The following is a 23573-nucleotide window of genomic DNA, read 5'->3' as shown; positions in this document are numbered from 1 at the left end:
CTTCAGCGTCTCGAGCGCCGGCGCAGCCGCGCTCAGCGCCGGCCCGGGCCAGTCGCTGGCGCGCCTGCGGATCGGCCAGATGGACTGCCCCACCGAGGAAACTCTGATCCGCAAGAAGCTGGACAACATGGCCGACGTGCACGCGCTGGACTTCAACCTGATGCAGCGCGTGCTGACGGTGGTGCACGCCGAAGGCGCGCTGGACCGCGTCATGGCCGCCATCAAGTCGCTGGACATGACGCCCGAACCCCTGGCCGACAACGCGCCCGGCACGCCCGCCCCCGCCGCCAAACCCGTGAACTGGTGGATGATCGGCGGCGCGGGTGTCCTGGCCGCGCTGTCCGAACTGTCGCATTTCGCCGGCTGGCCGCTGGGCGTCACCGCGGCCCTGGCCGTGGCCGCCATCCTGGCCTGCGGCATCACCACCTACCGCAAGGGCTGGATTGCCGTGCGCAACGGCAATCTCAACATCAATGCCCTGATGAGCATCGCCGTCACCGGCGCCGTGCTGATCGGCCAATGGCCCGAAGCAGCCATGGTGATGTTCCTGTTCAATGTGGCCGAGCTGATCGAAGCCCGCTCCCTGGACCGGGCGCGCAACGCGATCCGCGGCCTGCTGGATCTGGCGCCGGAAACCGCCACCCTGCGCCAGGCCAATGGCGAATGGCTGGAAGTGCCTGCCGCCAGGCTGCAGGTAGGCGACATCGTGCGGGTACGCCCGGGCGAACGCATTGCGGCCGACGGCATCATCGTCAGCGGCAGCTCGGCCGTGGACCAGTCGCCCATCACCGGCGAAAGCCTGCCCGTCGAAAAAACGCAGGATGATCCGGTCTACGCCGCCACCGTCAACGCGGCCGGCTCCTTCGAATACCGCGTCACCGCGGCGGCCGGCAACACCACGCTCGCGCGCATCATCCACGCCGTCGAGCAGGCGCAAGGCGCGCGCGCGCCGACCCAGCGCTTCATCGACCGCTTCTCGCGCATCTATACGCCCGCCGTGGTGGGCATCGCGGTGCTGGTCGCGGTGCTGCCGCCGCTGTTCTGGGACCAGCCCTGGTTCGACGCGATCTACCGCGCCCTGGCGTTGCTGATCATCGCCTGCCCCTGCGCGCTGGTCATCTCCACGCCAGTCAGCATCGTCAGCGGCCTGACCGCAGCCTCGCGCCGCGGCATCCTGGTCAAGGGCGGCGTGTACCTCGAAGAAGGCCGCAACCTGAAATGGCTGGCGCTGGACAAGACCGGCACGCTGACCCACGGCAAGCCGGTGCAGACCGACATCCAGGATTGGGACCTGTCCGACCAGAGCCGCCAGCCTGCAACGCTGGTCGCGGCCAGCCTGGCGGCACGCTCCGACCACCCGGTGTCCCTGGCCGTGGCCAACGCCGCGCGCGAAGCCGGCACGGTCCTGCTGGACGTGCAGGACTTCACCGCCCTGCCGGGCCGCGGCGTCAGCGCGACCTTGGAGGGCGTCACCTTCCAGCTGGGCAACCGCCGCCTGATGCGCGAACTGGGCGTCTCCAGCCCCAAGCTGGAAGCCCGTCTGGATGAACTGGAACGCCAAGGCAAGAGCGCCATCGCGTTGACCGACGGCAACCGCGTGCTGGCCGTGGCCGCCGTGGCCGACACGGTCAAGCCGACCAGCACCGCCGCCATCGCCGACCTGCACGCCCTGGGCGTGCGCACGCTGATGCTGACCGGCGACAACACACCTACCGCGCAAGCCATCGCGCAGCAAGTCGGCATCGACGAAGCCCGCGGCGACCAGTTGCCCGAAGACAAGCTGGCCGCCATCGAAAGCAAGCTGGCGTCGGGCGGCCGCGTGGGCATGGTGGGCGACGGCATCAACGACGCCCCCGCCCTGGCCCGCGCCGACATCGGCTTCGCCATGGGCGCGGCCGGCACTGGCACCGCCATCGAAACGGCCGACGTGGCCCTGATGGACGACGACCTGCGCAAGATCGGCACTTTCCTGCGCCTGTCCCACGCCACGCATCGCGTGCTGGTGCAGAACATCGTGCTGGCGCTGGGCATCAAGGCCGTGTTCCTGGCCCTGGCCATGACCGGCAACGCCACGCTGTGGATGGCGGTGTTCGCCGACGTGGGCGCCAGCCTGCTGGTGGTCGCGAACGGCCTGCGGCTGTTGCGGGCGGCGCCGGCCGCCCATTGACCCTGGCGGCAGCCTGGCTCCCCGGCGGCACATGCTGAGCATGGCCGCCGGCGCAGGCGGGTTCTAGCCCGCCTGTTCTTCCTGCGGCCAGTCGCGCAACACCGGCGCATCCGGCGCGCCGGGACCGACATCGCGCAGATGGTCGTGCTGCAGCAGCGCCATGCGGTAGGCGTCGCGGTAGCCGCCGTTGGAAAAGAACTCTTCCTTCAACAGGCCTTCGATCTGGAAGCCGCAGCGTTCGTAGATATGCACGGCGGCCGTGTTGTCCTTGTCCACCACCAGATAGACCTTGTGCAGGTTCAGCACGCGGAAGGCGTAGCCCACCGCGATACGCGTCGCCGCCTTGGCGTAGCCCCGGCCCTGATAGCTGGGCGCGATGATGATCTGGAATTCGGCGCGGCGGTGGATGTAATCGATTTCCACCAGCTCGACCAGGCCGGCGGGTTGCCCGGTGTCGTGCTCGATGATGAAGCGCCGCTCGTTCTGGTCGTGCAAGTGGCGGTCATACAGGGCAACCAGTTCGTCGTAGGCCTCGTAGGGCTCTTCGAACCAATAACGCATGATGACGTCGTTATTGTTGATCTTGTGCACGAAGTGCAGGTCGCCACGCTCCAGGGGGCGTATTTTGATATCGGTTGTGACCGACATGGTGATACCTCCGAAAGTGCGCCCATTGTAAGCGGACGCGGCCCGACGCGCTGGCACTCAGCCGCCCGAGAACGCCGGCAGGCGTTGTTCTATGCGGCGCATGACCTCGTTGGCGGCGGACGACAGCGGCCGCCCCAGGCGCAGCAGCGCCTGGCATTCCGGCGCGCTCAGGATCGGATGCGCGATGGGAATCGCGACCAGTTCGCCGCTGGCCAGTTCATGGTGCACGCCCAGGTTGGGCATCAAGGTCACGCCCGCCCCCGTCATCGCGTACTGCTTCAGCACGCGTAGCGAGTTGGTGGTAAGGCTGGGCGTCAGATGGATGCGCTCGGTGAATTCCAGCAGGTCCACCGCCTGGCGCAGCCCATAGGGCGCGGACATCAGCGCGAACGGGTACGGCAGGATGTCGGCGATGGTCAGCGGCCCGCGCCTTGCGGCCAGCGCGTGGCCGCGGCCCGCCAGCAGGCAGACTGGATGCTTGCGGCTGGCGCGGCAGCGCAGCCGCGGATCCACGGGCGGGTTGTAGGCCAGCCCGATGTGGGCCGCATCCGAGGCCACCGCCTCGACCACTTCATTCACGGATCCCACGTTGACGCTGATATTGATCTGCGGATACTCGATGCAGAACGGCCCGACCACATGTTCCATCAGGCCGTCAATGAAGCCTTCGCTGATCATCAGCTGCACGTTGCCGCGCTGCATGCCGCGCAATTCCTGCAGGCGCGCGTTCAGGTGTTCCTGCTGCGCGCGGCAGCCGCGGTGGTACTCCAGCAGCATGTCGGCGGCCTCGGTGGGCGTCAGCCCGCGCGAGCGCCGCTCGAACAGCTGCACGCCCAGCTCCTTTTCCAGCAGCTGTATCTGCCGGCTGATGACGGAGGCCGCCGTATCCAGCTTGTCGGCCGCCCCCCGGATCGAGCCGCAGGCCATGACCTCGTTGAAGTACTTCAGGCGGACCTGGCTGATTTCCTGCATATCCCGCGTTCCTGGGGCGCTGGGGCGCGCCGGTTGAAGTTGATTCGAGTGTTGCCCATAGGGCAACGATAATTTATCACCCCGGTCATTGTTCGGAACGCCGCAGTCTTCCAATATGGCGGCCCGGAAACCACGAGGATTCCGGCCCAACCCCAGCCAGCGCGGGCGCCAGACCCGCGCGAGGAGACATGCAATGCCCCATCCGACCACGCCGGGCGCGGACCCGCGCCTGGGCCCCCTGTACCGCAAGATCACGTGGCGCCTGCTGCCCTTCTTGCTGCTCTGTTACGTCTTTGCCTACCTGGACCGCATCAACATCGGCTTCGCCAAGCTGCAGATGCAGCAGGACATCGGCATCTCGGACGCCGTCTACGGCCTGGGCGCCGGCATCTTCTTCCTGGGCTATGTCCTGTTCGAAGTGCCCAGCAACCTGCTGCTGACCCGCATCGGCGCGCGCCGCACGATCAGCCGCATCATGGTGCTGTGGGGCCTGACCTCGGCCTCGATGCTGTTCGTGCAGGGCGAATGGAGCTTCTACATCCTGCGCTTCATGCTGGGGGTGTTCGAAGCCGGCTTCGCGCCGGGCATGATCTTCTACCTGACCTATTGGTACTCGCAGTCGCGCATGGCCGGCGTCATGGCGGTGGTGATGCTGGCCGGCCCCATCGGCGGCATCGTCGGCGGCCCGGTATCGGCCTGGATCATGACCGCATTCTCGGGCGCGCACGGCCTGGACGGCTGGCAATGGATGTTCCTGCTGGAAGGCCTGCCCTGCGTGCTGCTGGGCGTGGTGGCCTACCGCTACCTGGACGACAAACCGGCCGAGGCCAAGTGGCTCAGCGCCGAGGAAAAGGCGCTGCTGGCCGCTGACCTGGAAACCCGCGGCGCACAGCAGAAGCACGCCTTCAAGCAGGTACTGCGCGACCCGGCCATCTACGGCATGGCCCTGACGTACTTCTGCCTGATCTGCGGCATCTATGCCGTGAGCTTCTGGCTGCCCACGCTGCTCAAGCTGGCCGGCGTGCAGGACACCATGGAAATCGGCCTGTATTCGGCCATTCCCTACATCGCCGCGGCCGCCTTCATGCTGTGGTTCGCGCGCAGTTCGGACCGCATGCAGGAACGGCGCTGGCACACCCTGATTCCCGCTCTGCTGGCCGGCGTATCGCTGTGCGTGGCCACCGCCGCCCCCACGCAATTTGCGCTATCCCTGACGGCCATCACGCTGGCCACGGGCTTCATGTGGGCCTCTTACACGGTATTCTGGGCGATTCCTTCGCAGTACCTCAAGGGCGAAGCGGCGGCCGGCGGCATCGCGCTCATCAACAGCATCGGACTGCTCGGCGGCTTCCTCAGCCCGTCCATCATCGGCTGGTCCAAGCAGGCCACCGGCACGCTGGCTGGCGGCCTGTACGTGATCTCCGCCTTGCTGGTGGCAGGCGCCCTGCTGCTGCTGGTGAACCGTCCGCCCCGTTCCGCGCCCGCCCGCGCCTGAAGTCCGACCCACAGGAAACGATCATGCATATTCTGGTTGCTGGCTTCCAGCACGAAACCAACACCTTCGCGCCCTCGCTCGCCGCCTACGACAACTTCGTGCGCGGCGAAGGCTTCCCGGCCATGGTACGCGGCAAGGACATGCTGGCGCTGCGCGAGGTCAACATTCCCGCCGGCGGCTTCATCAACGCGGTGCTGGCCCAGGGCCACACCGTCGAAACCGTGATCTGGGCGGGCGCCAGCCCCTCGGCCCACGTGACCCGCGACGCCTATGAACGGATCGCCGGCGAAATCCTGGACGCCGCCCGCCGTGGCGGCTACGACGCCGTCTACCTCGACCTGCACGGCGCCATGGTCGCCGAACACCTGGATGACGGCGAAGGCGAACTGCTGGCGCGCATGCGCCAGATCGTCGGCCCCGGCGTGCCGGTGATCGCCAGCCTGGACCTGCATGCCAACGTCACCGCGCAGATGCTGCAGGAAGCCGACGGCCTGGCCGCGTTCCGCACCTACCCGCACGTGGACATGGCCGACACCGGCGAACATGCGGCGCGCCTGCTGCAAGCCCGCCTTGCGGCCGGCGACAGCTGGAGCCGCAGCCAGCGCCGCCTGCCCTTCCTGATTCCGATCAACGGCATGTGCACGATGCTGCAACCGTCCAAGGGCGTGTACGAACTGCTGGAAAGCCTGGAGCAGACGCCGGGCGTGGCCTCCATCTCGTTCGCGCCCGGCTTTCCGGCGGCTGATTTCCCCGAGTGCGGTCCGGTGGTCTGGGCCTACGGCACCGACGCGGCGGCGGTCGAACGCGTGACCGAATCCCTGTATCAGCGCGTGCTGGAACTGGAACCGCAATGGTCGCCCGACTTCCTCGAACCGTCCGAGGCCGTACGCCGCGCGCAGGCGCTGGCGGCGGGCGCATCGCGTCCCGTGGTCATCGCGGATACGCAGGACAACCCGGGCGCGGGCGGCGATGCCAACACCACCGGCATGCTGCGCGCGCTGGTGGAAGCCGATGCGCAGAACGCCGCGCTAGGGTTGTTCTGCGACCCCGAAGCCGTACGCCTGGCCACAGCGGCCGGAATCGGCAGCAAGGTCCGCCTCAGCCTGGGCGGCCAATCCGGCGTGGCCGGCGACTCGGCCTTCGAAGGCGAGTTCCTGGTCGAAACCCTGTCGCCCGGCAAGCTGCGCTTTGACGGGCCGATGATGAACGGCATGGACGTGGACCTGGAGGCGGTGGCCGGACTGCGGATCGGCGGCGTGCGGGTGGTGGTCAGCGCCACCAAGTCGCAAATGCTGGACCGCAATCTGTTCCGCGTGGGCGGCGTGCAGCCCGAGGAGATGGCGATACTGGTGGTGAAGAGCTCCGTGCACTTCCGCGCGGACTTCCAGCCCATCGCCCACGAGGTGCTGGTGGCCAAAGCGCCCGGCCCCATGCAGGCCGATCCGGCCGACCTGCCCTGGACCCGGCTGCAGCCGGGCATCCGCGTGCGTCCGCAAGGCAAGCCGTTCTCTTATTGAGCGCCGCCCCCCGCCGTGCGCCGGCGGGGTTTGCTTTCACGCAGCGCAGTGGCAGACTGGCGGCATGAAGAAGCTCTTTACGCTCGCCTACCCCCGCCTCGGCGCGCCGGACTCCGGGTTCATCGAGGAGTTCCGGCGCCAGCATGACGGCCAGCACCCGCTGGTGAAGGCGAACTTCACCATGGCGTTCGGCTGCGCCGGCATCGATGAACAGGCCTACCAGTTGCACCTCGAAGAGGTCGCCCGCCTGCACGGCCCGATAGACTTCGTCTGCCGCTACGCCATGCTGGGCGCGGACGCGGCGCATGCGTATGTGCACCTGGTCCCCGACGAAGGCCACAGCCAGCTGGCGCGCCTGCACAACGCCTTGTACCGCCAGGTGCTGGCGCCGACCTTGCGCCTGGATATCCCCTATGTCCCGCACATCACCCTGGGGGCGTCCACCAACCGCGCGCTGATGAAATCCCTGTGCGACGAACTGAACCGCAACGGACTCGACATCCGCGGCTCGGTTGACAGGTTGACGATGGCGGTCCTGGAAAACGGCGTGATCACCGACCTTATGTCGGCGCGCCTTTCCGGCTGAAGGGCGGGACCGCGCCCGCCCCTGCGCGACGGACTACTTCAGCTTGGCCTGCGGACTGACGAAGTCCTCCAGCGTCTGGCCCTTTTCCTTCAGGATGGCTTCCAGCAACGGCTGCAGCTTGCCCAGGCTTTCCTGCACGGTTTCGCGCACGGTATCGACCACCACCTGGGTGCTGCGCTCGATCTCGATGTTGACGAAATCACCCACCTGCTTGTCCTCGAACACGGTCATGCGGCGGGTTTCCGGAATCAGCCAGACCTCGAACCAGCCTTCGGCGCGATTGACTTCCGATACGGTCAGGCTGGCGCCGTTGATGGCGATATAGCCCTTGGCGAAGACGTACTTGCGGAAAGCCTCGGGGATGCTGAAGCGCATCAGACGGTTGGTGTCGGACGACTTCACCATCACGACTTCAGAGGTGAAATCCACGTGTCCGGACAACGGATGACCGCCGATCTCGGCGCCATCCTTGGCGGCCCGCTCGACGTTGGCGCGGCCGCCCTCGTGGTAGCTGCCCAACGTGGTGATGGCCAGGCTTTGCAGCATGACGTCGAAGGTGGCCTGGTTCTCGGACAGGATTTCCGTGACGGTCAGGCAGACGCCATCCGTCGACACGCTGGCGCCGATGGCCAGGTCCTCGCAAAAACCAGGGGGGAAATCCAGCGTGAACGTGCGCAGGCCTTCGCGATCCGCGATCTTGGCGATCTTCGCGGTGCCTTGAACAATACCGGTGAACATACGGATCCTGAATGCGGGGCGGCGCGCCCCTGAAGCAAAACATCAACGTTAACCGATATTTTGCCAGGGGCCGCGCTGCCCGCAGCCGGGATCAGTGGCGGATGGCGATCGTCTTCAGGGTGGTGAAGCCGTACAGCGCTTCAAAGCCCTTCTCGCGGCCATAGCCCGATTGGCGCGAACCGCCGAAGGGCAGTTCCACGCCGCCGCCGGCGCCGTAGTTGTTGATGAACACCTGGCCGGCGCGCAGCTTGCGCGCCAGGCGCAACTGGCGGCCGCCGTCGCGGGTCCAGACGCCGGCCACCAGGCCATACAGCGTGCCGTTGGCGATTGCCAGCGCCTCTTCCTCGGTGTCGAACACCATGGCGGCCAGCACCGGGCCGAAGACTTCTTCCTGCGCCAGGCGGCTGTTGGGCGGCACGTCGCGGAACAGCACCGGCGGCTGGTAAAAGCCAGCCTCGGGCGTGCCTTCCTTGAGCTGGCCGCGGGCGGCGACCTTCATGCCTTCGGCCTCGGCTTCGGCCAGGAAGCCGCGCACGCGGTCCTGCTGGCGCGCGTTGATCAGCGGCCCCACGTCCAGGTCGGCTGCGGCCGGCCCGGTAACGGTGGCCGAAAACGCGTCCGACAGGCGCTTGAGCACGGTCTCGTACACGCCGCGCTGGATCAGCACGCGGCTGCCGGCCGAGCAGGTCTGGCCCGCGTTCTGGATGATGGCGGCCAGCAGCACCGGCATGGCGGCGTCCAGGTCGGCATCGTCGAACACGATCTGGGGCGACTTGCCGCCCAGTTCCAGTGTGACCGGCACGTGGTTTTCGGCGGCGGCATGCGCCACCATCTTGCCCGTCTGCGGCGAACCGGTGAACGAAATATGGTCGATGCCGGGATGGGCGGACAGCGCCGCGCCGGCCTCGTGGCCATAGCCCGTGCAAATATTCAGCGCGCCGGCAGGCAGGCCGACTTCAGCGGCGATTTCCGCCAGCTTCAGCAGCGACAGGCAGGCATCCTCCGCAGGCTTGACCACGCAGGCATTGCCGGCGGCCAAGGCCGCGCCCACGCTGCGGCCAAAGATCTGCAGCGGGTAGTTCCACGGCACGATATGGCCGGTGACGCCATGCGCTTCGCGCACCGTCAGCACGGTGAAGCCCGGGGTGTAGGGAATGGTCTCGCCGTGCAGCTTGTCGACCGCGCCGGCATAGAACTCGAAGTAGCGCGCCACGGCGGCGGCGTCGGCGCGCGCCTGCTTGATGGGCTTGCCGGTGTCGGCCGATTCCAGCTGCGCCAGTTCTTCCTGGCGCTCCAGCAGCGCGAAGGCGATGCGCATCAAAAGGCGGCTGCGCGCGGCGGGCGCCATCTGGCCCCACTCGCCTTCAAAAGCCTCGCGCGCCGCGGTCACGGCGCGGTCCACGTCCTCGGCGGTGGAACGCGCGATTGCCTCGAAAGGCGCGCCATCGGACGGGTTCAGGACGGGAATGGTTGCGCCGGTGGCAGCTTCCACCCATTGGTTGGCGATAAAGTTCTTCTGAGTCACGATGTGCGGAGTAAAGTAGCGGCCGGACGGCCGGTTGCGGGAAATTGGCGTCGCGCGCGAGTCGCGTTCTGGCTTCGAGCCAAGGTACGGGAGCGGCTCGTAACTTGTCAATTGAATTGACAGCTTTTGTCCCAAGGGTCAGGATATTTTCTGTTCACTTGGGGTAATCCCTAATAATTCAGTGGCTTAACGCCACCCCGAATTTGTCACGGCGACTGACAAGCCCGGGTATATAGATAGCGCAGGAGCGCCCATGAGCAATGTCCGTGATCCGCAGCTTGAATCGCTGCTGGAAGCCGTGAACCGCCCTCGCCCCGAACTGGACGTGCTGGCGGAAGTGGCCTCGGGCCTGGGCTATGTGCGCGCCGAACGCTTTGCCGAGCGCGTCTACGAAAGCCTGTTCTATGCCATCGCCACCGGCAAGATCGCGCCCGGCAGCAAGCTGCCCACGGAGCTGGAGCTGGCCGCCCTGTTCGAAGTCTCGCGGCCAGTCGTGCGCCAGGCGCTGGACCGGCTGCGCGAGGACCAACTGGTGGATTCCATCCGCGGCTCGGGCAGTTATGTGCGCGCCAAGCCCGACCTGATGGGCGGCATGCCCGCAGTGGACCCCGCAAGGCGCGTCGGCCACATCCTGGAAGGCCTGGAACTGCGCATGGTGATCGAACCCGAATGCGCCTACCTGGCCGCCCTGCGCCGCACCGACGAAGACCTGCGCGACATGGACCGCATGCTGACCGGCTACGAAGAAGCCGACGCCTCCGGCGCCATCGCCCACCACCACGACTACGGATTCCACCGCGCCATTGCCGCAGCCACCAGCAACCAGCGCTTCGTGCAGGTGCTGAAGTCGCTGGAATACGACGTCAGCCATGCCGTGAACGTCATGCGGCACCTGGTCCACAGCCAACCCTGGAAGCGCACCCGCGCCGCCATCGAGGAACACCGCCACATCTACCGGCTGATCCAGGAACAGGACGCCGAAGGCGCGCGCAACGTCATGCGCGCCCATATCGAAAAAGCCCGCAGCCGCATGCTCAACAGCGGCTCGGAACACTGAGCAGGAAGCCATTTGAATATGTCATCGCAGCAACGCCCGTCCCTGGACCTGAACCAGCAACTCGTCATCGTCACCGGCGCCAGCCGCGGCCTGGGCGCCGCCATTGCGCGCGCTTTCCTGCGCGAAGGCGCCAAGGTCGTCGTCAATTATCTGAACAGCGCCGAGCGCGCGCAGGCCCTGGCCGCCAGCGCGCCGGACCGCGCCCTCGCAGTGCAGGCCGACGTGCGCGACCCGGCCGCCGTCGCGGCCATGTTCGCGCAAGCCAGCGCGCATTTCGGCCAGCCCGTGGCCACGGTCGTCAACAACGCCCTGCCCGCCTTCCAGTTCAATGGCGATGCCCGCCCGCAAGCCGGCGCGCTCGACTGGGCGCAGATGAACGCGCAGCTGGAAGGCAGCGTGCGCGCCGCGCTCAACACCACCCAGGCCGCCCTGCCCGGCATGCGCGCCGCAGGCGGCGGACGCATCATCAACGTGGGTACCAACCTGGTCCAGAACCCGGTGGTGCCGTACCACGACTACACTGCGGCCAAGGCCGCGCTGCTGGCCTTCACCCGCACTTTGTCGCATGAACTGGGCGCCGACGGCATCACCGTCAACATGGTTTCGGGAGGCTTGCTGCGCACCACCGACGCCTCGGCGGCCACGCCGGACGCGGTCTTCGACATGATTGCCGCCGGTACGCCGCTGCGCGAGGTCACCACGCCTGAGCAATTCGCCGACGCCGTGCTGTTCTTCGCCAGCCGCTGGTCGCGCGCGGTGACGGGGCAGAACCTGATCGTCGACGGTGGACTGGTGAAGGGCTGAGCGATGAAGCGCCTGGCCGGCGCTACATCTTTCTGCTTGGCGCGCGGCGCTATGCCTGCAGGCGCCTGGCGCTGATTTCGACGGCCGCGAACTTGATGCCCTTGAGCGCGGCGTCCTCGGTCACGAAGGCGGAATCACCCACGCCGATCCGCGTCCATGCGCGGCCTGGCGCCGTGCGCACCCAGGCCTCGTAGCCCTGCTGCGCGGCAAGCGGCCTGAGTTCGTATTCGAGTTGGTGGCCGTTGAGCCTGATCACTCCGGTTCTCATGGTTTTCTCCCCGCGCCTCAGCGCCGGCCCGCGATGGCGCAGGCACGCATCACGCTGCGTCCCGGCCCCATCTTGGGCGTTCCCTGAGAGTCCTGCGCCCGCACCACTTCCGCAACGCGCCGCCCATCCGCCATCCATTGGCGGGCGACGCTGACGATGTCGGTGAACTCGGGTTGCGGTCCGTCCAGCAGCCAACCCACGATGGGAACGCTGGGAATGCCGGCCGCGCCAGGAGAAATCTGATCCAAATCAAGGGGCTTCATACTCCTCTCCGTTCAGGGAACTGTAGGGAGCGTAGACGCCGCATCAAGTCTCAGGCATTAGAAAACCGCAAAAAATAGAACATTTTGTATATCCACCGCTCACAACGGGACGGATCATCCCCGGCAGGCCGCCGCGAGCATCACGGAAATAAACATTCACACATAAACTATCTGGATTATGCGGACGAGCATCCACATTGGGGCCCGGCCGCCTCCCGCCCACATCTCATTGCGCGGCGGCCAGCTCGGCGGGTGCCGATTTCACCGGTTTGCGCCCAGCCGGAGTTTCGACCGCCACGACCTGACCGTTTTCCATCCGGATCAGGCGATCGGCAAGATGAAAGTAGCGGTCGTCGTGCGAGATCACCAGTACCGCCTTGCCGCGCGCCCGCAGTTCCGGCAGCAGTTCGCGGTAGAACACTTCCTTGAACAGCGGATCCTGATCGGCGGCCCATTCGTCGAACAACAGGAAGGGCCGATCCTCCAGATAGGCCACCACCAGCGCCAGGCGCTTGCGCTGACCCTGCGACAAGGCGCGCGTAGTGAAGGCGCCGTCGCGCACCTGTGCCTTGTGCTGCAGATGTAGCTTTTCCAACAGGGCATTGCCTTGCACGTCCAGTTCGGCGGAGGCGGCGTCAAGCATGTGCTCGAAGAGGTAGAAGTCCGAGAAAATCGTCGAGAAGATCTGGCGATAGCGGTCACGGCTGGCGTCGTCCACCGGCTCGCCATTGAGCAGGATGGCGCCCTGCTCCGGCCGATACAGGCCGGCCAGCAATTTGGCCAGCGTAGTCTTGCCGCTGCCATTGCCCCCGACCAGGTAGGTGATCTGCCCCGGGGAGAAATCCAGGTCTATCGGCCCGAGGGTAAACAGGTCGTCGGTGCCCTCGTGGTAATAGCGGTGGCTAACTCCGCGCAGCGCCAAGCGGGTCATGCTCTCTGCCGCGACAGGCGCGGCCTCGTCCTCGCCATGTTCGAGCTGCGCCGTGATCTCGTCGATGCGCGCGCCGGACACCCGAGCCAGGTTGGCGCGCGGCAAGGCGATCAGCAGGTTTTCCAGAGGGCCCACGATGTAGACGAAGATCAGCGCAAAGCCGGTCACGATGCTGGCCCGGTCGGGTACATCGCCCACCAGCGCGAACAGCGTCAGCCCGATGAAACCGTAGAGCAAGAAGTTGCCCCAGGCGGATGACACCAGGAAGATCGACATGCCGAGCGCGCGCTCGCGCCGCACCGTCTCGATCGAGCGGCCCAGCACGTCGCCGGAGAAGCGGCGGCGCTTGGCGGCGTGCAGGCGCAGCTCCTTGGCCCCTTCGATCAGCGAACGGAAATGGCCAAACAGGCGATCCTGCTCCTTCGAGGCTACGTCCAGATGCCGGATCGCCCGCAAATGTGCCAAGTGATAGCCCAGCGACCCCAGGCCAATGACCAGCACGGCCGCCAGGAAGACCTGCCAGGATAGCCAGGCCATGTAGGCCAGGCATCCCGCCACGATGATGGCGTTGACCAGGATAGTCGGGAAACTCACGAAGAAATCCGCCACCCTCGCACTGTGCTCCGACAACGCCGATTGCACCTTGGGACCGCCGATCTCCTCCAGCCGCCGGTAGTCCGCGGCGATCACGCGCGCGGAAATGAAGCGCCGGAGATCGGCATGCGCACGTTGGTTCAGGCGCTCGAACAGCACCGAAGCCGTCATCTGGCTGAACATCGCCGCCAGCGCAAACGCGGCAAAGCGCCACGCCAGCGCCGCGCGCTCAGCCGAAGAGGAGGCGGTCAAGGCCGCATTGATCTGCGTGAGCAGCAGCACGCTGCACACGCCGTTGGCGACGCTGGCCACTGCCGCGGCGGCCAGCAGCTTGCGCGACTGTCGAATCAGGTAGGAAAGCAAGGGGATCGCCTCGAACGGAGATAGGGAGGAACGTGGACGCCACGCATACGGTCATGGCTGCTGGAACCGTCCACACCTAGACGGGCCAGCTGTCCATCTTGTTTAGGCAGCAGACACGTAGACGGCAAAGCCACGTTTGATCGCAACGCCGCCGTCCGGCCATTTCCACGCCGACCTCAAGGAAACAAGCGCAACCGGTCCAGCGCCGGATCGCGCTCGATGTCCTTATCCTGGAATGGGAAATGCAGCCAGGCCTTGCGGGCATATCGCACCACCGGCCCCGAGCCCTGACCGTCAGCCACCGCGTTTTCATCCTGGCCGTGCGCAAGCAGCGTGTGCGCCTGCACGCCGGACGGGCTGAAGCGCACAACCTGGAGATAGCTATTCCCCAAAGTATCCAGCCCTATCCGGTCGCTGCGATCTTCATTGCAGGCCACGGTGAAATAGCCTGCGGAGTGGCATCCGCCATAGATCGGATAGTGTCGTCCGCCGCTGGCCACATAGCGACGTGTTCCCAACGCCCCATCCAGCGGCCACCCTTTGTCGCCAAACTCCAGCACCGTTGCTGCCAAGGCCTTGGCCGCCGCTACCTGACCCGCGCGCAGCCTGCCAGGGGTATCCAGAGGCGCGTCGCTGGAAAACGCGACGCCATAGAGTTTCTCCGCCGGGATCTGTTCCAGTCGGGCCCAGAATGCTTCCCACAGCAAAGCGCCACGGTCATTGCCGTCGGCCTTGTTCTGCCAGCCGCGCAGGATGTCGCAGGCCCGACCTACGTCGACCGTGCGCGGTGCCAAGGTCCCCTGCCGCCGTCCGCCCGCCCCCGCCGCTGCCAATGCGTCGGCATCCAGTTCAACCTCCGGCCGTACGCACGCTTGCGCCAGCACCTCATCCTTGAACAACTCGGCGGAATAGGCCCGGGGCGTCAACACATCCCGCATCAGACGCATACTCAAGGTTTCAGCCGATCCAGGCTGCGCTTGGATCAGGTCGAGCGCGATGCGGTGCCCCAGCCTGCCCCGCAGCCCTAGCGGCCGGCGCTCGCCGCCGAGCAGCGCGGGATATCCCTCCAGCGGCTGGCGGCTATTGCTGAGCCAATAGCTGTCGTTCATGTTGGCCACATAGTCTTTGCGCAGCAGCCAGGGCATCGCCGCAACCGGCATGGCGCCCGCCTGCGCTGCGGCCGGATCGAGCCGCCAATCGCAATCCGAGCGACTGCCGTCAAGGACCGGCGTCAGCGGATCCACGCTCGCGAAACCCGCCGCCAACGGCGTCGCGCAAGCCTGGCGCAGTTCGTCCGGGACATTGGGTACCGCGCCCACGTCGGCGTACCATACCCGGCCGTCGACGCCTTGATCACCGCGGCCTATGGCCACGGTATTGACCCATGGCACAGCCGCCTCGCGGCGCTGGATATCGATGAAGTCATCCAGGGACTTCGCCTGATTCCAATAGAAGAAATTGCGGAAGATGCGAAAGTTGTCGGCGTTCACGTCGCGAATCGCCAGGGCATGGGTGGATCCCCAACCCAAGGCCGCGTCGAGTCCGCCCAGGTCTACCACCGGCCCGAATCGGGTTCGATAGAAGGTACGCGTCAGGCGCCGCGCGCTACCGTCTTCGGCGCGCACCTCGACGGCCACTTCTCGCGCCGTCATCGCCTCAGTCTTTCCGTCGACCCGATACCGCGTCGGATCGGCGGGGTCCAGTGTCAAGTCGAACAGCCCGAAACGGCGCGCCTCGGACACCGTATGGCTCCAGGCCACCTGGCCGTTGAAACCTATCATCACCATCGGTAGCCCCAGAAAGGCGACGCCCGCCACGTCGACCTTGCCAGGAATGGTCAGGTGCATCTGGTAGAAGCGGTCCGGCCCGCCCCAATACCAGTGCGGATTGCCGAACAACACCGCGCCGTCGCCGCCCGTGGCCTCGCTCCCAAAGGCCAACACATTGCTGCCGATGCCGGGCTGCGCGCCAATCCTCTGGACGAACCTGCCGCGCAGGGCTGCGGCGCCTTCCTCACCGGCGCGCGCGGCAGAGGCTGCCGCCGCCGGTGTGGAATTGGCCATCTCGGTAATGAACTTGGCGTAGCCAGCTGCGATCTGGGCCGCATACATGCGCCGATGAACATCGTCGGCCGCAATATCGCGCACCCAGGGTTGATTCAGGCAAGACCGGCCGACTGCCGAGGCCTGCCCGGCGCGGGCCTCGGATAGATAGCGGTTGTATCCGGCGGCGAATCCTTCGACGAGCTCATTCAATTCTGGCGGATGCTGAGCGCGGTAGCGGGTCACCACCTCCGCGTCAGCATAAGCCCGAAAGAAAAAATCCAGATCGATGTTCTTTGGGCGCCCGAAGGTGGAATCCCGCGCCGGACGTTCATCGGCCCCGAAGAACCAGGCACGACGCCCCTCGTAGGTGACAAAGGCTTCGGCCAGCGTGCACAAGGCATCCTGGGCTTGCGCGTAGCCGACGCCGACTCCGAGTTCCTGCCAACTTCCCGCCCGCACATGGGGAATGCCGTCCGCGGTGCGCCGGATCTCGACACCTTCCGTCCCTAGCCGAACGGCGGGCCCATGCGTCTCTGCGTGCGCCCCTTGGGTCAACCATAGCGCCGCGCAGAGTATCAGTACCCAGGCGCGCGCAGCAGTTGCACTCCGTCCCACCCACAACCGGCATACGAAGACCATGCTTCAAATCCTTTTCAATACACGCGCGACGCCGATGCCACAACCGCTCGCTGACCGCGCTTAAGCGTTATGCCACGCCCAGTCCGGCCATGCGCGCCAGCCCCTGATGCAAAGCCGGAAACAAGCTGTTGTTAAAGTTGTTCCAGCGCAGTTCCAGAATGGTGTCCTGCGGGTCGATGCGCGTATTAAGTACATCCAGGATCACTTCGCCCGAATCAATGCCGTTGTCGACGTAATGAAAGGACGCCCCGGTCATTTCCACCACCGGCACCTGCTTCGTTTCGACCGTCTGCCAATTCACTACCCTTTGTCCGCGCGCCCCGTACAGCGCGTCCAGCGTCGCGTAGGCCCCCCGGCGTTCATACGGAGATTCGATCCTGGTGATCCCGGGATGGATGTTGACAATCTTGCGATGGAACGCCGCGCCAGGACGCACCAGCTCGTCCAGTATGACCAGCAGGCCATCCAACACCACCAGTTCGGCGCCCAGCGTCAATAGCTTGTCCAGCAAGCGCGCCTCGAAGGCCCGCTTGCCTGCGGGACGATCCGCCGCGCCCAGCGGCAATCTCCGGTAGGTGGACGGGACGGCGCACAACAGATCGTTCACGCGTCGGCCGCCCGCCTCGAGCGTGGGCGGGTAGAACCATTGCCCGCCTGGCCGATATGAAAAACCATAGTTCCCGACGCTTTCCCGATCCCTGGGCGACCCCTCGTCGTCGTCGAAGATGACCGCTTCCAGCGAGTAGGCGTCGCCCAGTCCAGTCCCATCCAGCGCCTCGACCAGGTACTCCAGCGGCGACTTCATATAGCGCCGCCCGCCCTTGTATTCAACGTGCTGCCCGGCTCTGTCGGCTGCGGCGTTCCTCAAGGACCAAACGTAAACCAGCTTCGTCTTCGCCATCTGTGCCCGATAGAAAGGAGATTTGAACGGAGGAACCGCAAGGGCGCGCGCTCAAGCCTTGATATGACGTCACGCCCGCTCCAGAAGTGAACGAGCTGCAAGACATAACCGCACGCTACGCATACAGGACGAAATAACCGCTCGCTTGTTTAGCGGAAACCTCCCCAACACGTCCCGGCGCCTGCGGAAAGAATCGGCCCAATCCGACTAAACAGGATCCGAGGCAAGACGTCTAGCTGGCTGTGCCTGTGCCGGCGTCCGTGGAACGCATGCCAGGCGCCGGGACCGACACATCGTCATTTCGATCACCAGAACCAGAGCTAGAACCAAAGCCATGGAAGCTCAGCACCAGCAGTGGATACGTAAACAAATAGCCCCTCATCTTTTCTCCATGCTCCGCGCCGTCCAGGCCGGCCTGCTAAGCCTCGCCTTCACGGGAGCCTCACAGGCGCAGGAATCAAGGCAATCGGACGTTGCGGTCACACTACCGGCAGTCAGAGTGGAAGCACGCCAGGAATCCGCCACCGGCCCAGTACCCGGCTACGTCGCCGAACGCAGCCTGACCGGCACAAAGACCAATACCCCCATTACCGAAGTACCACAGTCCATTTCCGTCATTGGCCGGGACGAACTGGACGATCGCGGCGCCCTGTCCGTGGTCGAAGCGCTGCGGTACGTGCCTGGCGTGGTCACTCAGACGAACGGCGCCGACACGCGCGGACAGGACGACTGGATCAACCTGCGCGGCTTCTCCGGCATCGGCACTTCGCTCTATCAGGACGGCCTGCGGATGAATACCAACGCGAACGGATTCGCCAATCAGCGCAGCGAGCCCTACGGGCTGGAGCGTCTAGAGATCCTGCTTGGCCCCGCATCGGTGCTATATGGGAAAGGCGACGCGGGCGGAATCGTGAACCGCGTCAGCAAGCGTCCCGCCGCTGATTCCCCACGCGAAATGGAAGTTCAGATCGGCAACCGCGATAGCCGTCAGCTTGGGATTGACATCGGCGGCGCAGTGGATGAACAGGAACGGGTGCTGTACCGCGTGATCGGCCTAGGCATGAGCGCCGACACGCAGGACAAGTATTCCACTGGCGATGAGGTGTCGAACACGCGCCTGTATCTGGCGCCGTCTCTCACCTGGAAGCTTGGCCAGGACACGTCGCTGACGCTATTGACGGAATTCCTGCGCGATCGCAATGACGGGTTTGCGTTCCGCTACGCGCCGCCCGGAGCATCGACCCGGAAATCCGAGTCCCTGCTCGTGGGCGAACCCAAATACACGGGTTTTGACCACGACCAGGCTTCGGTCGGCTACCTTTTCGAGCATAAGTTGAACGGCGCCTGGACCGTGCGCCAGAATACTCGCCTGTCCGATGTCGACGTGACCTATCGTCGTATCACCTCGCGCAGCCTGGAAGACGACGGCAGGACGCTGCAACGCCGGCTTCGCGAGTTCAAGGAGGATGGCAAACAGATCGCCATCGACACGCAGATCGAGGGCCAGGTCAAGACCGGCAGTATCGAACACACGTTGCTGCTCGGCCTGGATGCCGAGAAGCAGAATTACCACAGCCGGGCCTATACGGGCGAGACCGGGCCTCTGGACATCTACGACCCGGTCTATGGCCAGCGCGTGACGGTGTCGCCGACTCCGGATTTCGATGATTCCAGGCAGCGTCTGCGGCAACTGGGCCTATACGTGCAAGACCAGGTGAAATTGACGCCAAACTGGCTGATCACGCTGGGCGGCCGCATGGACTGGACGACTCTGAAATTCCTCGATTACCTGGCAGACACCGAGACCGAGCAGAAAGACAATAAGTTCACCAAGCGCTTCGGGATCAACTATCTCACAGGCACGGGCTGGACACCCTACGTCAGTTACGCCGAGTCGTTCCTGCCGACCGTTGGGCGCGATGCCAACAACGCGCCCTTCAAGCCGACGGAGGGCAAGCAATACGAAGTGGGTATCAAGTTCACTCCGGACAACGGAAGCAGTCTGTACACAGTCGCTTTGTATGACCTGCGCAAGACCAACGCGCTGACGGTAGACACGGCAAACCCCGACTTTCAGACACAGAATGGCGCCGTGAGGTCACGCGGCCTCGAACTGGAAGCGAAAGCCAACCTGGCGCCCGGCGTGGACCTCGTTGCGACCTATACGTATGACAAGGTCAAGATCACCAAAGGAAATGGTGTCGAACAAGGCAAGGTGCCGACCGCAACGCCCAAGCAAATGGCATCGACCTGGTTGCACTACCGCCTGCAGGAATCCATATTGCGCGGCCTGGGCATCGGGTTCGGCGCGCGGTATGTCGGATCCACCTATCGCGATGAGGCCAACGCGTCGAAAACGCCGTCGTACACGCTGTTCGACGCGGCCCTGCAATACGAGACCGGGCCCTGGCGCTTCGCGCTCAATGTACAGAACCTGGCAAACAAGGAGTATGTCGCTACCTGCTACCAGGCAGTCGGAGACGGCAACCAATGCCTGTACGGCCAGGAGCGAACCGCGGTGCTCAACGCGAGATATCGCTTTTGAGCCTCGTCATGCACGACAAACGGCGATGATTCCCCGGCTCTCCCCCCTGTTCCATGGAGACTGGGCTGCCCACGCAGAGACGCTGAGCTGCGCCGCCGAATGGCCGCCCGGAACGATTTCCGTTGCGCTCCTGGCCCCCCCTCGCCCGCTGTGCAGCAATACAACCGTCCGGAGCCCGTTTCCACGCCAACAGCGCACCTCACTGCGTACGGAGGCTGGTGCCACGGTTCCCCTCCCAACGCCACCGTATTCCCGCATCACAGCTCGCTAAACAAATCTGCGCCGATTACGTTTAGATAGCTGCTTGTGTCCGCGTTGTGCCACTCCCCTCTTCTATTTGACTCCCCGATGCAGAACTACAGACAACCTCCTCAAAGAGGAGCACGTGCCACATCACCTCTATCGATGTCGCATGCTATCCGGCTTGGCCTTTTCAGCCTTCTGATGACCGGTCCCACCCATGCAGATGACTTCTCAGGCGCAAAATCGGACGTTCCTGAGACCATGCTTCCAGCCGTTACCGTTGAGGCCGCGGCAACACCGCAAACGGCAACCGGACCGGTACCTGGCTACGTCGCCGAACGCAGCCTGACCGGCACCAAGACCAACACTCCCCTCACCGAAATACCTCAGTCCATTTCCGTCATCGGTCGGGACGAGCTGGATGACCGCGGCGCCTTGTCCGTGGTCGAGGCGCTACGTTACGTGCCTGGCGTGGCAAGCCAGACTTATGGCGCGGACACCCGCGGACAGGACGATTGGATAAACCTGCGGGGCTTCTCGGGCTATGGCACGTCGCTGTACCAGGATGGTTTGAGGATGAACGCCAACGCAGGCGGATTTGCAAGCCAGCGCAGCGAACCCTACGGCCTGGAACGCATCGAAGTCCTGCGCGGCCCCGCCTCGGTACTGTATGGGAAAGGCGATGCAGGCGGAATCGTGAACCGAGTCAGCAAGCGTCCCGCCGCCGATGCGCCACGCGAAATGGAAGTCCAGATCGGCAACCAGGACCGGCGCCAGCTTGCGGTGGATCTGGGCGGCGCGCTGGACGAGGAAGAACGGGTCTTATATCGAATTATCGGCCTCGGGATGCGCGCGGACACGCAGGACAAATACGCCAACGGCGACGAGGTCTCGAACACGCGCCGTTATCTGGCGCCGTCGCTCACCTGGAAGCCTACCCCGGACACCTCGCTGACGCTGCTGTCCGAATTTCTCCGCGATCGCAACAACGGGTTTGCATTCCGGTATACGCCGCCCGGTGGGTCAACCCGAAAGTCCGCGTCGCTGCTCGAGGGCGAACCCAAGTACTCGATCTTCGACCAGGACCAGTCGTCCGTCGGTTACCTGTTCGAGCACAGGCTGAACAGTGCGTGGAGCGTTCGCCAGAACGCGCGGCTATCCGAGGTCGACGTGACCTATCGCCGCATCATATCGAGCAACCTGGAAAACGACGGCAGGACGCTGCAGCGCCAGGTACGCAAGTTCAAGGACATCAACAAGCAAATTGCGGTCGACACGCAGCTCGAAGGTCAGTTCAAGACCGGCGATATCGCGCACACACTGCTGTTCGGTCTGGACGCGGAAAGACAGAACAATGGCAGGCGGGCCTACTCGGGCAATACCGGCCCCCTGGACATCTACGACCCGATCTATGGCCAGCCGGTGACGGAGTCGCCAATCTCGGACATCAGGGCCTCCAGGCAGCGCTTGCGTCAATTGGGACTTTACGTGCAGGACCAGGTGAAATTAACGCCGAACTGGTTGATAACGCTGGGCGGCCGCAACGATTGGACAATGCTGAAATCCCTCAACTATCTGGCGGACACCAGCACCGCGCAAAGGGCCAACAAGTTCACCAAGCGTCTCGGGATCAGCTATCTCACCGGCACGGGATGGACGCCGTACTTCAGCTATGCCGAGTCGTTCCTGCCGACCGTCGGACGCGGCGCCGACAACGCACCCTTCAAGCCAACGGAAGGGAAACAGTACGAAGCGGGCCTCAAGTACACCCCGGACAACGGACGCAGCCTATATACGGTCGCCTTGTACGACCTGCGCAAAACCAACGTGTTGACGGTGGACACGGCGAACCCTGACTATCTGACACAGAGCGGCGCCGTGCGATCGCGGGGCATCGAACTGGAAGCGAAAGCGGCTCTGGCGCCCGGCATGGACCTCATCGCGACCTACACGTTTGGCAACGTCAAGATTACCAAGAGCAATGGCCCCGAAAAGGGCAAGGTGCCGACAACGACACCCAGGCAGATGGCGTCGGCCTGGTTGAACTACCGCTTGCAAGAATCCGTGCTGCGCGGCCTGGGCATGGGGTTCGGCGTGCGCTACGTCGGATCCATCTACAACGATGAGGCCAACACCTCCAAAACGCCTTCGTTCACCCTCTTCGACGCCACCCTGCAATACGACTCTGGACCCTGGCGCTTCGCGCTCAGCGCCCAGAATCTGGCCGACAAGGAGTACGTCTCGACCTGCTACCAATCGGCCAGCGATGGCAGCCAGTGCCAGTATGGCCAGGAACGGACCGCAGTGCTCAGCGCGAGATATCGCTTTTGAGCCTCATCATGCCCGGGAGGCGGCGATGATTCCCCGGCTCTCTCCCCTATTCCAGGGAGACCGGGCTGTCCACGCAGAGACGCTGAGTTGCGCTGCTGAATGGCCGGCCGGGGCGATTTCCGTCGCGCATCTGCTAGGCAGCGACCAACTGCTCGGCGATACGATACGACGCTACGCCGCGCATCTGAAGGTCTCGGGCGAGGGCCTGCGCGCTGCCGCCTCGGCTTGGAGCCTCGACTATCTGTGGGCCTTGCTGCCGGCGACTGCCGCTGCGGCAAGCGTACTGCGGCACACCTTCCCAATGCGGGCTGACGACGTCGCGCTGAGTCTGAGCGATTTCGGCGCTCCCATCCGTTTTCACATCCTCCATGAGGGCGGCCCGGCGCAGGCCGCCCCGCCAGCGGTCCGCTACGCGCCCCTGTTGGACGCGCACCTCGATCCGCTGTTCAAGGCCATCAGCCGACAGACCCGCCTTGCCCAGAAAATTCTCTGGGGAAACACGGCCCGCTATCTGGAGGCCATACTCGACCAAGCGTTAGCGTTGACCGGCAACGCCGAACACGTCGCCCAGGACAAGCAAGCCTTGCTTCTGCATCCGACGCGCCCGGACGGCTCCTTCAATCCTCTCTTTTCCCCACGACGCACCTCTCCGGTCGCTGAAAATGGCGTCACTGCGCCCCTCCTTCTACACCGCCAATGCTGCCTTTACTACCGCTTACCCGGTCACAGCCATTGCCGTGCGTGCCCCTTGGCGCCGGAGCATCGGGCTGAGTCTAAGTCGGCAGACAGGATCGTCGGTCAATGATGCATCAAGCACACAGCGAAGCCGCTAAACAAACTCCACAACTTCCCGTCTAGATATCAGCAACCCGCCCTGCCGGCACGGTTGCCGATCGTTTGGTCCCATGCAGTGTCGATCCAATCAGAGCAAGGAGTGTGTC

At 64.9% G+C, this 23573-nt stretch carries 18 protein-coding genes; 9 read left to right on the top strand and 9 right to left on the bottom strand.

The annotated features are described in order from the left end of the window. Window positions 1-79: 79 nt before the first annotated feature. Complete coding sequence (locus tag AXYL_RS13015) at window positions 80-2167, top strand: heavy metal translocating P-type ATPase (protein ID WP_013393258.1); 2088 nt, start codon at window positions 80-82, stop codon at window positions 2165-2167. A gap of 63 nt (window positions 2168-2230) precedes the next feature. Here the strand turns inward: AXYL_RS13015 and speG are convergent, their stop codons facing one another. Both speG and AXYL_RS13005 read right to left on the bottom strand, forming a co-directional pair. Then, entirely contained in the window at window positions 2231-2815 is a 585-nt protein-coding gene (gene speG / locus AXYL_RS13010) for a spermidine N1-acetyltransferase (protein ID WP_013393257.1), read from the bottom strand. Window positions 2816-2872: 57 nt separating this feature from the next. After that, complete coding sequence (locus tag AXYL_RS13005) at window positions 2873-3787, bottom strand: LysR family transcriptional regulator (RefSeq protein ID WP_013393256.1); 915 nt, start codon at window positions 3785-3787, stop codon at window positions 2873-2875. A gap of 193 nt (window positions 3788-3980) precedes the next feature. Between AXYL_RS13005 and AXYL_RS13000 the strand changes: the two genes are divergently transcribed. The 3 genes from AXYL_RS13000 (at window position 3981) to AXYL_RS12990 (ending at window position 7385) form a co-directional block, all read left to right on the top strand. Beyond that, window positions 3981-5282 (top strand): MFS transporter, encoded by a 1302-nt coding sequence (locus AXYL_RS13000; RefSeq protein ID WP_013393255.1) that lies wholly within the window; start codon window positions 3981-3983, stop codon window positions 5280-5282. A 23-nt stretch (window positions 5283-5305) separates the two neighbouring features. Beyond that, the gene (locus AXYL_RS12995) at window positions 5306-6799 is read left to right on the top strand and encodes a M81 family metallopeptidase (protein WP_013393254.1); all 1494 of its coding nucleotides are present in this window, start codon (window positions 5306-5308) and stop codon (window positions 6797-6799) included. Between the two features lie 64 nt (window positions 6800-6863). Continuing rightward, on the top strand, window positions 6864-7385 hold the full coding sequence (locus tag AXYL_RS12990) for a 2'-5' RNA ligase family protein (protein WP_013393253.1): 522 nt from the start codon (window positions 6864-6866) through the stop codon (window positions 7383-7385). A gap of 33 nt (window positions 7386-7418) precedes the next feature. Here AXYL_RS12990 and AXYL_RS12985 read toward each other — a convergent pair whose 3' ends face one another. Both AXYL_RS12985 and AXYL_RS12980 read right to left on the bottom strand, forming a co-directional pair. Beyond that, the gene (locus AXYL_RS12985; protein ID WP_013393252.1) at window positions 7419-8123 is read right to left on the bottom strand and encodes a riboflavin synthase; all 705 of its coding nucleotides are present in this window, start codon (window positions 8121-8123) and stop codon (window positions 7419-7421) included. A 91-nt stretch (window positions 8124-8214) separates the two neighbouring features. Next, the gene (locus AXYL_RS12980) at window positions 8215-9651 is read right to left on the bottom strand and encodes an aldehyde dehydrogenase family protein (protein WP_085947864.1); all 1437 of its coding nucleotides are present in this window, start codon (window positions 9649-9651) and stop codon (window positions 8215-8217) included. Window positions 9652-9901: 250 nt separating this feature from the next. Here AXYL_RS12980 and AXYL_RS12975 point away from each other — a divergent pair, with 250 nt between their 5' ends. Continuing rightward, window positions 9902-10705 carry a FadR/GntR family transcriptional regulator gene (locus AXYL_RS12975; RefSeq protein ID WP_013393250.1) on the top strand — a complete coding sequence of 268 codons (804 nt, stop codon included), beginning with the start codon at window positions 9902-9904 and terminating at the stop codon, window positions 10703-10705. Window positions 10706-10723: 18 nt separating this feature from the next. Beyond that, window positions 10724-11509 (top strand): 3-oxoacyl-ACP reductase, encoded by a 786-nt coding sequence (locus tag AXYL_RS12970; RefSeq protein WP_013393249.1) that lies wholly within the window; start codon window positions 10724-10726, stop codon window positions 11507-11509. A 49-nt stretch (window positions 11510-11558) separates the two neighbouring features. On the opposite strand, the gene AXYL_RS12965 is transcribed toward AXYL_RS12970, so the two are convergent. The 5 genes from AXYL_RS12965 to AXYL_RS12945 form a co-directional block, all read right to left on the bottom strand. Beyond that, entirely contained in the window at window positions 11559-11777 is a 219-nt protein-coding gene (locus tag AXYL_RS12965; protein ID WP_013393248.1) for a hypothetical protein, read from the bottom strand. A 17-nt stretch (window positions 11778-11794) separates the two neighbouring features. Beyond that, entirely contained in the window at window positions 11795-12040 is a 246-nt protein-coding gene (locus tag AXYL_RS12960; RefSeq protein ID WP_013393247.1) for a hypothetical protein, read from the bottom strand. Between the two features lie 226 nt (window positions 12041-12266). Further along, the gene (locus AXYL_RS12955; RefSeq protein ID WP_013393246.1) at window positions 12267-13928 is read right to left on the bottom strand and encodes a cyclic peptide export ABC transporter; all 1662 of its coding nucleotides are present in this window, start codon (window positions 13926-13928) and stop codon (window positions 12267-12269) included. Between the two features lie 176 nt (window positions 13929-14104). Further along, window positions 14105-16612: a penicillin acylase family protein gene (locus AXYL_RS12950; protein ID WP_013393245.1), complete on the bottom strand. Its 2508-nt coding sequence runs from the start codon at window positions 16610-16612 to the stop codon at window positions 14105-14107. Between the two features lie 67 nt (window positions 16613-16679). After that, window positions 16680-17513: a formyltransferase family protein gene (locus tag AXYL_RS12945; RefSeq protein WP_013393244.1), complete on the bottom strand. Its 834-nt coding sequence runs from the start codon at window positions 17511-17513 to the stop codon at window positions 16680-16682. 334 nt (window positions 17514-17847) lie between these two features. Between AXYL_RS12945 and AXYL_RS12940 the strand changes: the two genes are divergently transcribed. The 3 genes from AXYL_RS12940 (at window position 17848) to fhuF (ending at window position 23437) form a co-directional block, all read left to right on the top strand. Next, the gene (locus AXYL_RS12940) at window positions 17848-20058 is read left to right on the top strand and encodes a TonB-dependent siderophore receptor (RefSeq protein WP_237710003.1); all 2211 of its coding nucleotides are present in this window, start codon (window positions 17848-17850) and stop codon (window positions 20056-20058) included. A 444-nt stretch (window positions 20059-20502) separates the two neighbouring features. Then, window positions 20503-22632, top strand: a complete 2130-nt coding sequence (locus tag AXYL_RS12935) for a TonB-dependent siderophore receptor (RefSeq protein ID WP_013393242.1) — start codon at window positions 20503-20505, stop codon at window positions 22630-22632. 25 nt (window positions 22633-22657) lie between these two features. After that, window positions 22658-23437 (top strand): siderophore-iron reductase FhuF, encoded by a 780-nt coding sequence (gene fhuF / locus AXYL_RS12930; RefSeq protein ID WP_013393241.1) that lies wholly within the window; start codon window positions 22658-22660, stop codon window positions 23435-23437. Window positions 23438-23573: the final 136 nt, after the last annotated feature.

This window comes from Achromobacter xylosoxidans A8, from assembly GCF_000165835.1.
Lineage (GTDB): Bacteria > Pseudomonadota > Gammaproteobacteria > Burkholderiales > Burkholderiaceae_B > Achromobacter > Achromobacter xylosoxidans_B.
The sequence above is the reverse complement of the archived record's forward strand: the minus strand, read 5'-3'. Positions and strand labels throughout refer to the sequence as shown.

Excerpts from the sequence above, each read along its gene's own strand:
- AXYL_RS13015 (WP_013393258.1), top strand. The coding sequence starts at position 80 with ATGGACTGCCCCACCGAGGAAACTCTGATCCGCAAGAAGCTGGACAAC.
- speG (WP_013393257.1), bottom strand. The coding sequence starts at position 2,815 with ATGTCGGTCACAACCGATATCAAAATACGCCCCCTGGAGCGTGGCGAC.
- AXYL_RS13005 (WP_013393256.1), bottom strand. The coding sequence starts at position 3,787 with ATGCAGGAAATCAGCCAGGTCCGCCTGAAGTACTTCAACGAGGTCATG.
- AXYL_RS13000 (WP_013393255.1), top strand. The coding sequence starts at position 3,981 with ATGCCCCATCCGACCACGCCGGGCGCGGACCCGCGCCTGGGCCCCCTG.
- AXYL_RS12995 (WP_013393254.1), top strand. The coding sequence starts at position 5,306 with ATGCATATTCTGGTTGCTGGCTTCCAGCACGAAACCAACACCTTCGCG.
- AXYL_RS12990 (WP_013393253.1), top strand. The coding sequence starts at position 6,864 with ATGAAGAAGCTCTTTACGCTCGCCTACCCCCGCCTCGGCGCGCCGGAC.
- AXYL_RS12985 (WP_013393252.1), bottom strand. The coding sequence starts at position 8,123 with ATGTTCACCGGTATTGTTCAAGGCACCGCGAAGATCGCCAAGATCGCG.
- AXYL_RS12975 (WP_013393250.1), top strand. The coding sequence starts at position 9,902 with ATGAGCAATGTCCGTGATCCGCAGCTTGAATCGCTGCTGGAAGCCGTG.
- AXYL_RS12970 (WP_013393249.1), top strand. The coding sequence starts at position 10,724 with ATGTCATCGCAGCAACGCCCGTCCCTGGACCTGAACCAGCAACTCGTC.
- AXYL_RS12965 (WP_013393248.1), bottom strand. The coding sequence starts at position 11,777 with ATGAGAACCGGAGTGATCAGGCTCAACGGCCACCAACTCGAATACGAA.
- AXYL_RS12960 (WP_013393247.1), bottom strand. The coding sequence starts at position 12,040 with ATGAAGCCCCTTGATTTGGATCAGATTTCTCCTGGCGCGGCCGGCATT.
- AXYL_RS12950 (WP_013393245.1), bottom strand. The coding sequence starts at position 16,612 with ATGGTCTTCGTATGCCGGTTGTGGGTGGGACGGAGTGCAACTGCTGCG.
- AXYL_RS12945 (WP_013393244.1), bottom strand. The coding sequence starts at position 17,513 with ATGGCGAAGACGAAGCTGGTTTACGTTTGGTCCTTGAGGAACGCCGCA.
- AXYL_RS12940 (WP_237710003.1), top strand. The coding sequence starts at position 17,848 with ATGGAAGCTCAGCACCAGCAGTGGATACGTAAACAAATAGCCCCTCAT.
- AXYL_RS12935 (WP_013393242.1), top strand. The coding sequence starts at position 20,503 with ATGACCGGTCCCACCCATGCAGATGACTTCTCAGGCGCAAAATCGGAC.
- fhuF (WP_013393241.1), top strand. The coding sequence starts at position 22,658 with ATGATTCCCCGGCTCTCTCCCCTATTCCAGGGAGACCGGGCTGTCCAC.